We start from the raw sequence: 14,642 nt of genomic DNA, 5'->3' as shown, positions 1-14,642 counted from the left end.
CAAACCATATTTTGAACCTAATATTAATTATAAAAGAACAACTTCTGTTTCTATTTCAAACAAAAGTTGTACTAAAAAATTAAATTTAAATATCAAACCACTTCTTAAACACCTCTCTTGACTCGTTTTTTAAAAAAAGGTGATTGGTGTAATTAATTTAAAGCAAGAAAAGAATTAGTACCTTCGTACTAAGAAAAAAAATAAGCATTATATTTTATTTTTATGAAAATTTTAGTTTCAGGAGCTGCTGGTTTTATTGGGTTTCATACGGTTATAAAACTTATAAAAGAAGACCATCAAGTTGTAGGTTTTGATAATTTAAACGATTATTATGATGTATCTTTAAAACTTGACCGATTAAAAGAAATAGGCATAGCTACAGAAAGGCTATCCTACAATAACTTTTTAACTTCTGAGAAACACCAATCGTACAAGTTTATTAAATTAGATTTAACAGATAAAAAAGCTTTAAATCAACTTTTTAAAAATGAAAAATTTGATGTAGTAATTAATCTGGCTGCTCAAGCCGGTGTTAGGTATAGTTTGATTAATCCTGATGCATATATACAAAGTAATATAAACGGATTTTTAAATTTATTAGAAGCCTGTAGACACAACCCTGTAAAGCATCTTATATATGCATCTAGTTCATCAGTTTACGGAAGTAATAAAAAAACTCCATTTTCTGTTGATGACAATGTAGATCACCCTGTTAGCTTGTACGCTGCCACTAAAAAAAGTAACGAATTAATGGCACACACATACAGCCATTTGTACAAAATTCCAGTTACTGGGCTGCGTTTTTTTACAGTTTATGGTCCATGGGGAAGACCAGATATGGCTCCTTCATTATTTGCCGATGCTATATTAAATGATAAGCCTATCAATGTATTCAACAATGGAGACATGGAGCGTGATTTTACGTATGTTGATGACATTGTTGAAGGCATTTCCAGACTTAGCGCTAAACCACCAATAGCTAACGAAAATGGCGTTACTTACGCTTTACATAATATTGGAAATAGCGCCCCTGTTAGATTAATGGATTTTATAAGCTGTATTGAAAAGGAATTGAATACTACTGCGAAAAAGAATTTTATGCCAATGCAACCTGGCGATGTAAAACAAACCTATGCCAATGTTTCTAGTTTGAGTGATCTTATCAATTATAAACCTAGCACAACACTTAAAGAGGGTGTAGGTAAATTTATTGAGTGGTTTAAAGGATATCATAAAAGTTAATGCCAGAACGTTTTAACCATTAAATACTCATTAAATAGGGTTCTTTTTTACATGATAATTCAATATTAACAACACTGTAGTTGGTTAAACACCTGTGTTTTACTTTTCCCTGCTATACAAAACTTCAGATTTTTTTCAGTAATTTAAGTTCAGAACTCGTATCATCTACAAATTTTTAGAGGCAAAAAAGTATCAAATGTTAAAAACCAGTTATAGACTTACAAAAAGATGTTTCTTACTTATTGACTGCTGTATTTATTCTTAAAATAAAATCCGCACCAAAAACTCACTTCAACTGTTATCATTATATTTGCATCTTACATAAAATACAAATGGAACACACAAAAAAATCAACCTTACATTTCTTATTGCCTTATGCGCTTGGATTATTAGTCATTCGTTTACTTATGGATACATTAATTAAGCAGCTTGAATTGGGATATCAAGGAGAGAGTTACGGGAGTTTTGTTGCTTTATTTATTGAATTGAGCGTGGTGTTTGTAGCTATAAGAAATTACAAAACATTTCAAAACAATAACCAGCTATTATTTTCGGAAGGTGTAAAAATTGGCGTGGGGCTCGTTCTTATCATGGGGACTTTATTTTCGGTGTATATTTTTTTAATTCACGCAAATTTTATTGATCCTGATTACCAACAAAAAATAGTAGATGAGGCAGTTAGTGTAATGTCAAAAAATAACCCGCAAGCAGATACTACTAGTTTGACTAAAGAAGCACCTAGTTCATTTACGGGATTAGCTTTTTGGATTTTAAAATACGCATTCATAGGCGCATTAGGAGGTATTGTAAGTGCTGCTATTTTAAAAACGGAGTAAGTTTTTGCTTTATGAAAGAGATATCCATAGTTATTCCATTATTAAATGAGCAAGAATCATTAACCGAACTCCACGAGTGGATTAAAAAGGTTATGGACCAACATAGCTACAGCTATGAGCTTATTTTTATTGATGATGGCAGTACGGATCACTCTTGGAAAACGATTACAAAGCTTCAAGAAAAAGATTCTAATATTAAAGGTATTCGTTTTTTAAAAAATTATGGAAAGTCGCAAGCATTACATGCCGGTTTTAGTGCATGTATTGGTCAGGTGGTTATTACCATGGATGCTGATTTACAAGATAATCCCGAAGAAATTCCTGAATTATATCAAATGATTACACAGCAAGGGTATGATTTGGTTTCTGGCTGGAAAAAGAAACGTTATGATGCTGTTTTTGCAAAAAACTTGCCTTCAAAACTATTCAATGCTGCAGCTAGAGTAACTTCTGGCGTAAAGCTGAATGACTTTAATTGTGGCTTAAAAGCATACAATGCATTAGTGGTAAAAAATATTAATGTTACTGGCGATATGCACCGCTACATCCCCGTATTGGCAAAAAACGAAGGCTTTAATAAAATCGGCGAAAAAATTGTACAACATCAAGCCCGTAAATATGGGGAAACTAAATTTGGAATGGAACGCTTTACAAATGGGTTTTTAGATCTGATTACCATTTGGTTTATTTCTAAATTTGGAAAACGCCCTATGCATTTTTTTGGTTTAGTGGGTACAGTTGTCTTTATCATAGGATTGTGTTTAACTGCTTATTTGGGTATTGATAAATTATACATTAATACTACTGGCAGATTAATTACTGATCGTCCTCAATTTTATTTAGCTTTAGTGTGTATGATATTGGGAACTCAGTTTTTTTTAGCTGGTTTCCTGGGTGAAATCATTCTAAAAAATAAATCAAAAAAAAGCAAACAGTATAAAATTTCCGAAACTATATAACAACTAATTCATTCAACTAATCGTTAATCGCACAAAGAGTATATACTAATAAAAAGGATGCAAAAAAGTTATTGATTAAGGAATTACTATTTTTGCAAAATAATTTATATAAATGAATACACTTACATCTACTATTCAAGAACGCGTAAACGAATGGTTAAGCCCTACGTTTGATACCGCCACTCAAAATGAAATTAATGAACTTTTAAAAACGAATCCTGCCGAAATTGAAGATAGTTTTTACAAAGATTTGGAGTTTGGTACAGGAGGTATGCGTGGAGTTATGGGAGCTGGTACTAATCGTATTAATAAATACACCCTTGGCAAAAGCACCCAAGGTTTAAGTAATTACTTAAAAAAACAATTCGCTGGTCAGGAAATTAAAACCGTTATTGCTTACGATTGCCGTAACAATAGCGACACCCTTGCCAGAACTGTTGCAGAGGTTTTTGCTGCAAATGGCATTAAAGTACATTTATTTTCCAGCTTAAGAACTACTCCTGAATTATCTTTTGCAGTTAAATACCTAAACTGCCATTGTGGAATTGTGCTTACAGCAAGCCACAACCCACCAGAATATAATGGGTACAAAGTATATTGGCAAGATGGTGGTCAAATAGTACCTCCCGAAGATGCTGAAATTGTAAGTACTATTAATTCCTTAAGTTATAATGACATTAAATTTGACGCCGATAAAAACCTTATAGAAATTATTGATGAGGAAGTAGATCAACCTTTTATTGATGCCTGTGTTGCTAATGGTAGTATAATTGCCTCACAAGCGGCTAAGGATGATTTAACCATAGTTTTTACCTCATTGCACGGCACATCAATTAAATCGATACCCCAAACATTAGCACAAGCCGGCTTTAAAAATGTTCATATTGTTGAAGAACAAGCGGAACCTAATGGAAACTTTCCTACTGTAAAATCTCCTAATCCTGAAGAAACAGAAGCTCTTGAAATGGCAACTCAGCTTGCAAATAAAGTTGGTGCTGACATTTTAATTGGTACTGACCCTGATTGCGACCGTTTAGGCATTGCTGTCCGAGACTCCAATAATAAAATGAAATTATTGAATGGAAATCAAACCATGGTAGTCATGATTGGATTTTTACTAGATCAATATAAAAATGAAAAAGGACTTAAAGGCAATGAATTTATAGCATCCACCATTGTATCCACTCCGATGCTTCGCACTATTGCCAACGCATATAATGTTGAGTATAAAGAAGTACTTACTGGTTTTAAATGGATTGCTAAACTAGTTAAGGATTTCCCTGAACTTAATTTTATTGGAGGCGGCGAGGAAAGTTATGGCTTTATGGTTGGCGATTTTGTTCGCGATAAGGATGCGGTGACTAGCACACTTTTAGCTTGTGAAATTGCTGCTTACGCAAAAGCCAACGGAAATTCATTTCTTAATTTATTGGAGGATCTTTATAAAAAACACGGCTTTTTCAAGGAGCATTTGGTTTCTTTAGTTAAAAAAGGCATTAGTGGCGCAGAGGAAATTAAACAAAAAATGATTGATTTACGTCAAAATCCTTTAAAAGAGATCAACGGGTCACAAGTAGTATTTATTGAGGATTACCTTAGCGGAGAAGCTATAAATCTACAGGACAACTCCACATTAAAAATTGATTTACCAAAAGCTAACGTGTTAATTTATTATACTGAAGATGGTAGTAAAATAGCAGCAAGACCAAGTGGTACTGAACCCAAAATTAAGTTTTACATAAGTGTTCAAAGCGCGGTAAACGATAATGACTCATTATCAGAAATTGAAACTAATTTGGATGCAAAAATTCAGCAAACACTTGAAGAATTAGGTTTAAAATAAACCATTACCACAGCAATAACTTATTTTTTAAGCTTAATTGAACCCTTTTTGATCCGTAAGTTCGAAATAAAAACAGTTTAAATTACTTAAATTGTTTTATTTTTTATTTCGAACTTTAATTTGAATTAATATGTGCTACTATAAAGCACTTTATCAAGTCCATGGAATACATTAAAAAAATTTTTAGATTCATTGTTCCGTATAAAGGCTATGCCATATTGAATATCATTTTCAATATTCTTTACGCTTTGTTTGGCACCTTGGGAATGCTTTCCATACTTCCTATGTTGGATGTGCTATTTAAAATTAAAGAACCCTTACGTGTTAAACCAAAATGGACAACTATTGGCGAAGCTAAAGATTTTATGTTGAACAGCTTCAATTTTTACCTTACTAAAGAAGCGGATACTGATCAAATGAATGCGCTGTACTTAATAGTTGGAGTTATTGTCAGTTTATTTTTATTAAAAAATTTGTTTCGTTACCTGGCAATGTATTCAGTCACTTTTCTCCGAAATGGTGTTTTAAAGGACATGCGGAATGAACTTTACGACAAAACGCTTTACCTACCAGTGCAATATTTTAGCGAAAAAAGAAAAGGTGATACCATTGCGCGTATATCTTCGGATGTAAATGAAATTCAAAACTCTTTGCTTTCAGTTTTAGAACTGGTGGTTAGGGAGCCTATGACTATTCTGTTTGCAATAATTGCCATGCTTTCAATAAGCGTAAAGCTTACATTTTTTGTCTTTATATTTATTCCAGTTTCAGGGTTTATAATTTCTAAAATAGGAAAACGGTTAAAAAAGCATTCAGCTAAAGTACAAAAGGAACAGGGGGTTTTTTTATCCGTGCTTGATGAAACACTCCACGGACTCCGAATTATTAAAGGATATACGGCTGAAGTTTTTTTTGGAAATCGATTTAAAGCATCCACGGAACGTTACTATAATTACACTAACACGTTAAGTAACCGCCAAAATTTAGCATCGCCAATTAGTGAATTTTTAGGAATTACAGTTATTGCCGTATTACTTATTTATGGTGGACGTATGGTACTTATTGAGCAAACATTAGGTGCCTCTGATTTTATTGCCTATATAGCGTTAGCCTATCAAATTTTAACTCCAGCCAAAGCCATTTCAAAAGCTAGTTACGGGGTGAAACGTGGTAATGCTGCCGCAGATCGTGTGCTGGAAATTCTGGAACTTGAATCGCCATTAAAAGACGCAGATAAGGCGCAGGATAAAACTACATTTGACTCAGCAATACATATTAATAATATTTCATTTAAATACGAAGATCATTTCGTATTAAAAGATTTTAGTTTAAGCATTCCTAAAGGAAAGTCAGTAGCGCTAGTTGGACAATCAGGTAGTGGTAAATCAACTGTGGCCAATCTTTTGACTCGTTTTTATGATGTTAATAAAGGAAGCATAAGCATTGATGAGGTAAACATTAAAGATTTTACTAAAAAATCATTACGTGATTTAACGGGTCTTGTTACTCAGGATTCTATTTTATTTAACGATACTATTAAAGCTAATTTATGCATTGCTAAAGAAGATGCAACGGACAATGAAGTTGTAGAAGCCCTAAAGGTGGCCAACGCATGGGAATTTGTTGAAAAATTACCAAATGGTATTTACACCAATGTTGGTGACGGTGGAGGAAAGTTGTCTGGCGGTCAAAAACAACGCTTATCCATTGCCCGTGCAGTATTAAAAAATGCTCCGATTATGATTTTGGATGAAGCAACTTCGGCGTTAGATACTGAAAGCGAACGATTAGTACAAGATGCCCTGGAAAAATTAATGAAAAATAGCACAAGTGTAGTCATTGCACACCGTTTATCCACCATTCAAAACTCCGATTTAATTGTTGTGATGAAAGAAGGTAAAATAGTGGAACAAGGAACCCACAATGAACTCATTGCCAAAAATGGCAATTATAAGTTATTGGTTGACATGCAGGCGTTAGCTTAATTTACCAATTCCAGTATTTCTTTTACAATTTCATCAATAGTTTTAGAGTCTGTTACTACTTTATGGGTTGATTTCAAGTAATACTGTGAACGTTCAAAAACGTGCTTTGCTATAAACTCAGTAAGTTCATCCACAGTTTTAGTGTGTGCTATCAACGGTCGTTTATCCTTTTCTGTAAATAATCGTTTTGACAATTCTCCAATAGAAGTTTGTAAATATACGGATGGATTCTGATCTGCAGCTATAATGGTGTCCATATTTGTTCCAAAACACGGCGTACCTCCGCCGAGCGACAGCACGGCATTATTCAAATTTACTAAAGATTCATTTAAATAGTTGCCTTCAATTTTCCTGAAATACACTTCTCCCTTGGTTGAAAAAATCTCATTAATAGTCATTCCCTCCTTTTGCTCTATATAATCATCCAAATCCATATAATTCATTTGATTCATAATAGCCAATTGTTTCCCTACAGACGATTTTCCACAGCCCATATATCCTAGTAAAATGATATTTTTATGCATGATATTTATTTTAATGCAAAGTTCATTTTTTATTCTGAAAAAAAATAAAAATATTAGTTTTTACACTTGCTAAATCGAATTAAGGTAGTATATTTGCACCCGCATTCAGATACTGAATGTTTAGACCTGGTAGCTCAGTTGGTAGAGCATCTCCCTTTTAAGGAGAGGGTCCTGGGTTCGAGCCCCAGCCCGGTCACAAAGCAATAAAATTGAGTGTTATTTATTGCTTATATTACAAGCACTCTAATGACCTGGTAGCTCAGTTGGTAGAGCATCTCCCTTTTAAGGAGAGGGTCCTGGGTTCGAGCCCCAGCCCGGTCACAAAGCATTGAAATTAATTAATTTCAGTGCTTTTTATTTTTATAGCAGCAGCAACTAAGCTATATTAATGCAAATTATTGCCCAGATGCTGGAATTGGTAGACAGGCACGGTTGAGGGCCGTGTGTCCGCAGGACGTGTGGGTTCGACTCCCATTCTGGGCACTTTTTATTTTAGGGTTTAGCTATTTATGCGTACAATTAGTTAATCTTTGGAGGAAGAATTTGACATTTCTTACTCCGTTTAAACTAGCTCCTAATTTTCTTCAAAAATTATAAAAGCGACCTCTTACACTAAAAAATGTTGCTCATTACTCTTTTACCGTTCTGATTCCTCACAATAATTTCTAATATTATGTTATAAATTTTGATTCAATACCATTATTAAAAACGGTATTGAAAAATCATGCTGTACAAATAAAAATTCATAAAAAGACTTTGCTATTGTAGCAATTATATTTTTTAACTTGATGTATTGGTAACTAAACTTAAAATCAAATTTTCATATGGCACAAAAACCCAATAAAAGATTAGCTAATCAAACCGCAATTGTTACAGGTGCCAACTCGGGTATTGGCGAAGCTGTAGCCATTGGCCTAGGGAGCGACGGCGCTAATGTAGTAATCAATTACATTTCAAATCCCGAGGCTGCCGAGGAACTAGCACATCAATTATGCACTAATGATATTTGTGGTGAAGCCATTGCGATCAAGGCCGACGTTTCAAAAGAAGATCAGGTGGAAGCTATGTTCAAACAAACTATTGAAAAATTCGGTACGGTAGACATTTGCGTTCCTAACGCAGGTATTCAACGTGATTATAAGTTACATGAAATGCCATTAAACGAATGGCAAAAAGTCATTGATGTCAACCTTACTGGCCAGTTTTTATGCTGCAAGGCTTCCATTCAGGAATTTTTGAAAAGAGGAATGCGCCTTGATGTTTCTAAATCATTAGGAAAAATTATACACATGAGTTCCGTTCATGAAATTATTCCTTGGGCGGGGCATGCCAATTATGCTGCTTCCAAAGGAGCTATTCGAATGCTTATGGAATCCATAGCACAAGGGTACGGTCAAAATAAAATTAGAGCCAACAGCATAGCGCCAGGTGCTATAAAAACTGAAATTAACAAATTGGCATGGAGTTCACAAGAGGCGCTTGACAAACTGCATGAATTGATTCCTTACAAACGCATTGGTGTACCTTCGGACATTGGATCTGTAGCTGCTTGGCTGGCTTCCGACGAATCGGAATACATCAATGGAACCACTATTTTTGTTGATGGTGGAATGACATGTTACCCTGGTTTTACTGAAAATGGTTAATTTCAAGCTATGAAAAATAAAAATTGTATTGAACAATCACGCCTAGACGCTAATTATTCAAAAAAGAAAAAATGGCTGGAATGGGGCCCCTACCCTAGCGAACGTCAGTGGGGAACTGTCAGGGAGGATTATAGTCCTAATGGAACGGCATGGGATTATTTTCCGCATGATCATGCACGCAGCCGCGTATATCGTTGGGGCGAAGATGGTATTGCCGGATTTTCCGACAGACATTGTGCTATTAATTTTTCAGTAGCACTGTGGAACGGCAATGATCCTATTTTAAAGGAACGCCTTTTTGGACTTACCGGACCCGAAGGTAATCATGCCGAAGATGTCAAAGAACTCTATTACTATTTGGATGCTTCCCCAACACATTCGTACATGAAACATTTGTACAAATATCCGCAAGCTGCATTTCCTTATAAAGATTTAGTGGAAACCAATGCGTATCGTAACAAAAATGATCTGGAATATGAACTTTTGGATACCGGAGTCTTTAACGATAACAAGTATTTTGATGTATTTACCGAATACGCCAAAGCTGACGATGAGGATATTTTAACACGCATCACCATTTACAACCGAGGTGCCGATGCTGCTGATATTTCCATAATGCCTACCACGGTAATGCGTAATTTATGGAGTTTTGGAAAAATGCGTGGCGAGCATTCCATAAAAAAATACAAAGACACGAAATCCCAAAGCGCTGTTATTGTAAAACATCCTAAATTAGGCGAATATCATTTACATTTTGACACACCTGACAAATGGCTATTCACCGAAAATGAAACCAATAATGAACGACTGTTTGGTACTAAAAATAAGTCACCATACGTAAAAGATTTATTTCACGATGCAGTGATCAATAATAATTTTGAGCTTACTGATGCCGTTGCAAAAGGAACTAAATTTGCACCTTTATATCAACGCTCTGTCCCTGCTGGAGAAGCCATAACCATTAAGCTTCGATTTTCAAAAAAGAAACAGAATACCAACTCATTAAGCAAAGAGTTTGACTTCATTTTTGCCGATAGAATTAATGAAACTGATGCATTTTATGCGCAATTTAAAAAAGGAGATGCCGAGGACATTACTAATATACAACGCCAAGCCTTTGCAGGAATGCTTTGGACCAAGCAATATTACAATATTGATGTATACACTTGGTTGCGTGGCGATGAAAATCAACCTCCCCCACCCGCTGAAAGGTTAAATGGCAGGAATAACAATTGGCAAACATTAAATAATGAAGATATTATTTCCATGCCTGACAAATGGGAATATCCTTGGTACGCTGTGTGGGATTTGGCCTTTCATTGTGTCCCTTTAGCGATGTTGGATGCTGAATTTGCAAAAAACCAGCTCATTTTAGTATTGCGTGAGTGGTATATGGCTCCTAACGGACAAATTCCTGCTTACGAGTGGGCATTTTCAGATGTAAATCCACCCGTGCACGCCTGGGCTGCATTTCAGGTATATGAAATTGATAAGAAAAAAACGGGTAAGGGAGATATTGATTTCTTAAAAAAAATATTTTCCAAACTATCACTTAACTTTACCTGGTGGGTCAACCGAAAGGATTTTAACCAAAATAATGTTTTTGAAGGCGGATTTTTAGGGTTAGATAATATTGGAATATTTGACCGTAGTAACGAAATACCTGGCGGGGGCCACTTGGAACAAGCAGATGGAACTGCCTGGATGGCAATGTTTTCGTTAAATATGCTGCAAATTAGTGTTGAAATTGCATTGCACGATCCTTCGTTTGAAGACATGTGTACCAAATTTTTTGAGCATTTTGTACATATTGCAGCTTCGTTAAATACAATAGGCGAAAACTTTAAAGGAAGTTGGGATGAAGAACAAGGCTTTTTTTACGATGTGTTAATCATGCCAAACAATGACTTTATTCCTATTAAAATACGATCATTAGTTGGACTAATGACACTTAATGCCGTATTGGTTTTAGAAAAAGAAAAACTAAACAAGCTTAAAGATTTTGTTCGCAGACTGGAGTGGTTCCGGAATTACAAAATAAAAACCAACCAATACCTTGTAATAGAAGAATATAATAATGGTGAAGACTTATTACTTTCCATGGTACCATCAAAACGAATGAAACGTCTGCTGGAAGCTTTAATTAATGAAGATGAATTTATGAGTGCTTATGGTATTCGAGCGTTATCAAAAATTCATAGCAATCCGTATAAATTAAGTATTAATGGTGCCGAGTTTGTTGTAAAGTACGATCCTGCAGAATCATCAACTTACCTATTTGGTGGTAACTCCAACTGGCGAGGTCCTATTTGGATGCCTATGAACTTTTTATTTGTACAGTCGTTGTTAGAATATTACAAATACTATGGTGACAATTTTTTAATTAACTGTCCCAACGGAACCGACAAGCGCTATACCTTAAAAGAACTGAGCACTAAAATTAACAACAACCTATTACATATTTTCAAAAAAGATGCGGAAGGAAACAGGCCTGTACATCAATTACATTCTGAAATATATAAAGATGCTCATTTTAAAGATTTAATATTGTTTTACGAATACTTCCATGGTGACAATGGTAGAGGCGTAGGTGCCAGTCATCAAACAGGTTGGACTGGCTGTATTGCCACACTTATTGATCAATCCTGCTGGTAAACTATTTTATGAAAAGCAAACAATTTTAAATGGTGTAAATCAACAACATTTGATGTGCAAATTCAATTTTGCACCTTTAAATAAGGAAAAGGCAACTCAAATTCAATTTTGGCTGCCTCTTTCTTTATTTTGCACCAATTCTAATTTTAAATTACTTAAATAAAAATTATTTTTTTTTAGATAACAGAGAAAACATAAGCGTAATCTTGGCTATAGTGGTGTTTTATTTTGAAGTGTCCAGAATGATGAATCATACTTTTGATGTAAGATTTTAGCAAGTTTTTGCCCACAATATTAAAGATTCTTTTCAAATTATAATCAGGTAAATATAAATCCAACTTCTGCACTAGCTCTATCAATACATTTTTGTTGAGATATATGAAAATACCTATTGTCGCTTTATAGTGCTATAAGGGTATCCTACAATTTGTCGTCCTTTTCGGTATAGCTCTTTATTGTTTTCAATTCGCTGTTTATTTTCCTCAATGAGATATTCGTACCCACTTCGTTGTATGCCTTTTCCATATTTAACTTTGGCACACTTGGTTTTACAGGACAGTATTTGCATTTTTTAGCGGTATATATTTTAAATTCAAATATTTAGTAAAATAATACCATGAAAATAGTTACTACGCGTGGAGCATAAAAACAAATTTTCGACAAATAAACCCCAATATTCTCCTTATATTTGCGGTAATTAAATCAATTAATAACCGCAAATGCCCAAATATATATACAAATACAACCAATGGCCTGACTTTACTTGGGATGAAAAACGAATTGGAAATATTTTAGGAAAAGTAAGATACTTCCAGGGAAAGATATTTGGGCAAATGAGTAATCTTGGATTTAATCTAAAAGAAGAAACTTATTTATCAACTTTGACTTTAGACGTCTTAAAATCATCAGAAATTGAAGGTGAATTTTTAAATTTTAACCAAGTTCGTTCTTCAATAGCTCAAAAATTAGGGATCGAATCTTCAGGATTAGTGCACGTTGGTAGAGATGTAGAAGGTGTAGTTGAAATGATGTTAGATGCAACAAGAAATTATGATAAAAATTTAACCAATGAAAGGTTATTTGGTTGGCATGCCTCATTATTCCCTACTGGTTATAGTGGAATGAGCAAAATTGATATAGGTCGTTATCGAAAAGACAAAATGCAAGTTGTTTCAGGTCTTATGGGTAAAGAAAAAGTTCGTTTTGAAGCTCCAAATCATTCTGAAATACAAAATGAGATGGATGTATTACTTGAATGGATAAATAATGAGAATGAAATAGACCTTGTCATCAAGTCTGCAATTGTACATTTTTGGTTTATAATTATTCACCCATTTGACGATGGAAATGGACGAATAGCTAGAGCTTTAACTGATTTACTATTAGCAAAATCAGAAGGAAGCGCTTTTAGATTTTATAGTCTATCTAATCAAATTTTAACTGAAAAGAAAACCTATTATACAATTTTGCAAAAAGTACAGCATAGTTCAGGAGATATTACTGAATGGTTGGAATGGTTTTTAAATTGTTTACATCGTTCACTTCAATCAACAGAATCAACACTTCAAAAAGTTTTACATAAAGCTAATTTTTGGGAATATCACAATGAAACAGATTTGAATAGTAGACAAAGAAAAATGCTAAATCAACTATTAGACGGTTTTGACGGAAAATTAAAAACTTCAAAATGGGCTAAAATCACAAAGTGCTCTACTGATACTGCACTAAGAGATATAAAAGACTTAATTTCAAAAGGTATTTTAAAACAAGAAGAATCTGGAGGAAGAAGTACAAATTATGAATGGGCTGAAAGGAATAATCTAAAAAACATTATTTAGTCGAGTAGGCAAAGGGGAATTTCGCCGTGTACTTGGCGGTTCGTTAATGATGCCTAATCTCTTAAGTGGTCTCCTTTAATCATAGGCTATAATAGTACTAGAAAATTATCCTTAACGTACCGCTATTCCTATGTTCATCAAAGACCCATTAACGTTCAGCCCTTCCTTAGTTGTGAGTCCTCATTGTTTTCCACGTTTCACAATGCTCGTTTCCCATAAGTACTATGGCTTCTGCTGACTTCTCTTTACATCCAAACTCGTGGATCGATTTAGCCTGACGCCAGCTGGCTCATTCACTAAAATGATTTATAAAATCATTTTTTAACGCTCTGCCCTCTTGGTAAGGTAAATACCCTTTGGTCAATAGCTGCTGAATCTACTGCTTCGGTTATCGCTTAAAAAAAAACGTTTGGGACGTTGCTGTTATGTGCCTACTTATCCAACCTTACAGCCTCATATCATATCTGCCAGTCACATCACCGCTTTATTTATTCAAAATGTCTACTAGACATTTGGTTTTATTTCATAAAACCTCATAAAAAAGTATTCCTCAGCACCAACCACGCAGTCTGGCTTACTTCAGTCATTGGGTCACCCCTATCAACCTTGCCACTTGCTTTACTTAGGAGCGTTACTTCCTCGTATCTGGGACTCACACCCTTTGGGACATTCATTAAATGAACTATATTTACCATTCAAGGTACGCACACAATTTGTGTAATGCATGTGCTCTCTTCAGGAAGCAAACGCACCATACAAGAATCGTTACAAAACATTACTCAACAAACTTAAAACACCAACAATTACCTCTCAATTAAATAGTTAACAATTATATTTATATCACACTACAAAACAACACAAATGGTAATAGCAATTTTACATATAGATGATAGGGCTATAAATTTATTACACTTTGAGTACGATATAAAAAAAGCAGCGGATAATGATGGCTTACCTTATGGCAAAGGACGATTATTAGGGCTTATCCTATCGGTAGAAGCCACTAGAGATAACGCTTGGTGGCAATATGCTATTTCTAACCAAATGAAGTTTGATAAAGCTACTATTGAACTTCGCCCTGCCATATTAGGACAACAAAAAACACGTTATTAAC

The 14,642-nt window shown here is 34.5% G+C and carries 11 protein-coding genes and 3 tRNA genes; 12 read left to right on the top strand and 2 right to left on the bottom strand.

Translation table 11 applies throughout. From position 1 onward, the window contains the following. Nucleotides 1-222 precede the first annotated feature (222 nt). From GMC_RS0111625 to GMC_RS0111605, 5 genes are all read left to right on the top strand, one after another. Nucleotides 223-1,242 carry an NAD-dependent epimerase gene (locus GMC_RS0111625; RefSeq protein WP_010522289.1) on the top strand — a complete coding sequence of 340 codons (1,020 nt, stop codon included), beginning with the start codon at nucleotides 223-225 and terminating at the stop codon, nucleotides 1,240-1,242. A gap of 332 nt (nucleotides 1,243-1,574) precedes the next feature. After that, entirely contained in the window at nucleotides 1,575-2,078 is a 504-nt protein-coding gene (locus GMC_RS0111620) for a DUF4199 domain-containing protein (protein ID WP_010522288.1), read from the top strand. An 11-nt stretch (nucleotides 2,079-2,089) separates the two neighbouring features. Next, nucleotides 2,090-3,037 (top strand): glycosyltransferase family 2 protein, encoded by a 948-nt coding sequence (locus GMC_RS0111615; protein WP_010522287.1) that lies wholly within the window; start codon nucleotides 2,090-2,092, stop codon nucleotides 3,035-3,037. Nucleotides 3,038-3,149: 112 nt separating this feature from the next. Next, complete coding sequence (locus GMC_RS0111610; protein WP_010522286.1) at nucleotides 3,150-4,880, top strand: phospho-sugar mutase; 1,731 nt, start codon at nucleotides 3,150-3,152, stop codon at nucleotides 4,878-4,880. A gap of 161 nt (nucleotides 4,881-5,041) precedes the next feature. After that, nucleotides 5,042-6,865, top strand: a complete 1,824-nt coding sequence (locus tag GMC_RS0111605) for an ABC transporter ATP-binding protein (RefSeq protein ID WP_010522285.1) — start codon at nucleotides 5,042-5,044, stop codon at nucleotides 6,863-6,865. Here the strand turns inward: GMC_RS0111605 and GMC_RS0111600 are convergent. After that, entirely contained in the window at nucleotides 6,862-7,389 is a 528-nt protein-coding gene (locus GMC_RS0111600) for a shikimate kinase (protein ID WP_010522284.1), read from the bottom strand. The genes GMC_RS0111605 and GMC_RS0111600 overlap by 4 nt on opposite strands. A 123-nt stretch (nucleotides 7,390-7,512) precedes the next feature. On the opposite strand from GMC_RS0111600, the gene GMC_RS0111595 reads away from it, so the two are divergent. From GMC_RS0111595 to GMC_RS0111575, 5 genes are all read left to right on the top strand, one after another. After that, a tRNA-Lys gene (locus GMC_RS0111595) sits at nucleotides 7,513-7,585 on the top strand. Nucleotides 7,586-7,637: 52 nt separating this feature from the next. Next, nucleotides 7,638-7,710 (top strand) — tRNA-Lys (locus GMC_RS0111590). Nucleotides 7,711-7,789: 79 nt separating this feature from the next. Continuing rightward, nucleotides 7,790-7,872: transfer RNA gene (locus tag GMC_RS0111585), tRNA-Leu, on the top strand. Nucleotides 7,873-8,213: 341 nt separating this feature from the next. Beyond that, on the top strand, nucleotides 8,214-9,035 hold the full coding sequence (locus tag GMC_RS0111580; protein ID WP_010522283.1) for a glucose 1-dehydrogenase: 822 nt from the start codon (nucleotides 8,214-8,216) through the stop codon (nucleotides 9,033-9,035). A 9-nt stretch (nucleotides 9,036-9,044) separates the two neighbouring features. Continuing rightward, on the top strand, nucleotides 9,045-11,690 hold the full coding sequence (locus GMC_RS0111575) for an MGH1-like glycoside hydrolase domain-containing protein (protein WP_010522282.1): 2,646 nt from the start codon (nucleotides 9,045-9,047) through the stop codon (nucleotides 11,688-11,690). Between the two features lie 388 nt (nucleotides 11,691-12,078). Here GMC_RS0111575 and GMC_RS0111565 read toward each other — a convergent pair whose 3' ends face one another. Next, on the bottom strand, nucleotides 12,079-12,258 hold the full coding sequence (locus GMC_RS0111565) for a hypothetical protein (RefSeq protein ID WP_010522280.1): 180 nt from the start codon (nucleotides 12,256-12,258) through the stop codon (nucleotides 12,079-12,081). A 151-nt stretch (nucleotides 12,259-12,409) separates the two neighbouring features. Between GMC_RS0111565 and GMC_RS0111560 the strand changes: the two genes are divergently transcribed. Together GMC_RS0111560 and tssD are read left to right on the top strand one after the other, a co-directional pair. Then, complete coding sequence (locus GMC_RS0111560; protein ID WP_010522279.1) at nucleotides 12,410-13,528, top strand: Fic family protein; 1,119 nt, start codon at nucleotides 12,410-12,412, stop codon at nucleotides 13,526-13,528. 861 nt (nucleotides 13,529-14,389) lie between these two features. Next, complete coding sequence (tssD, locus tag GMC_RS0111550; RefSeq protein WP_010522278.1) at nucleotides 14,390-14,641, top strand: type VI secretion system tube protein TssD; 252 nt, start codon at nucleotides 14,390-14,392, stop codon at nucleotides 14,639-14,641. The last annotated feature ends 1 nt before the right edge of the window (nucleotide 14,642 follow it).

The sequence above is a fragment of the Aquimarina agarivorans genome (assembly GCF_000218485.1).
Classification (GTDB): Bacteria; Bacteroidota; Bacteroidia; order Flavobacteriales; family Flavobacteriaceae; genus Aquimarina; species Aquimarina agarivorans.
Note: the sequence above shows the minus strand (reverse complement) of the source record. Positions and strands in the feature narration are given on the sequence as shown.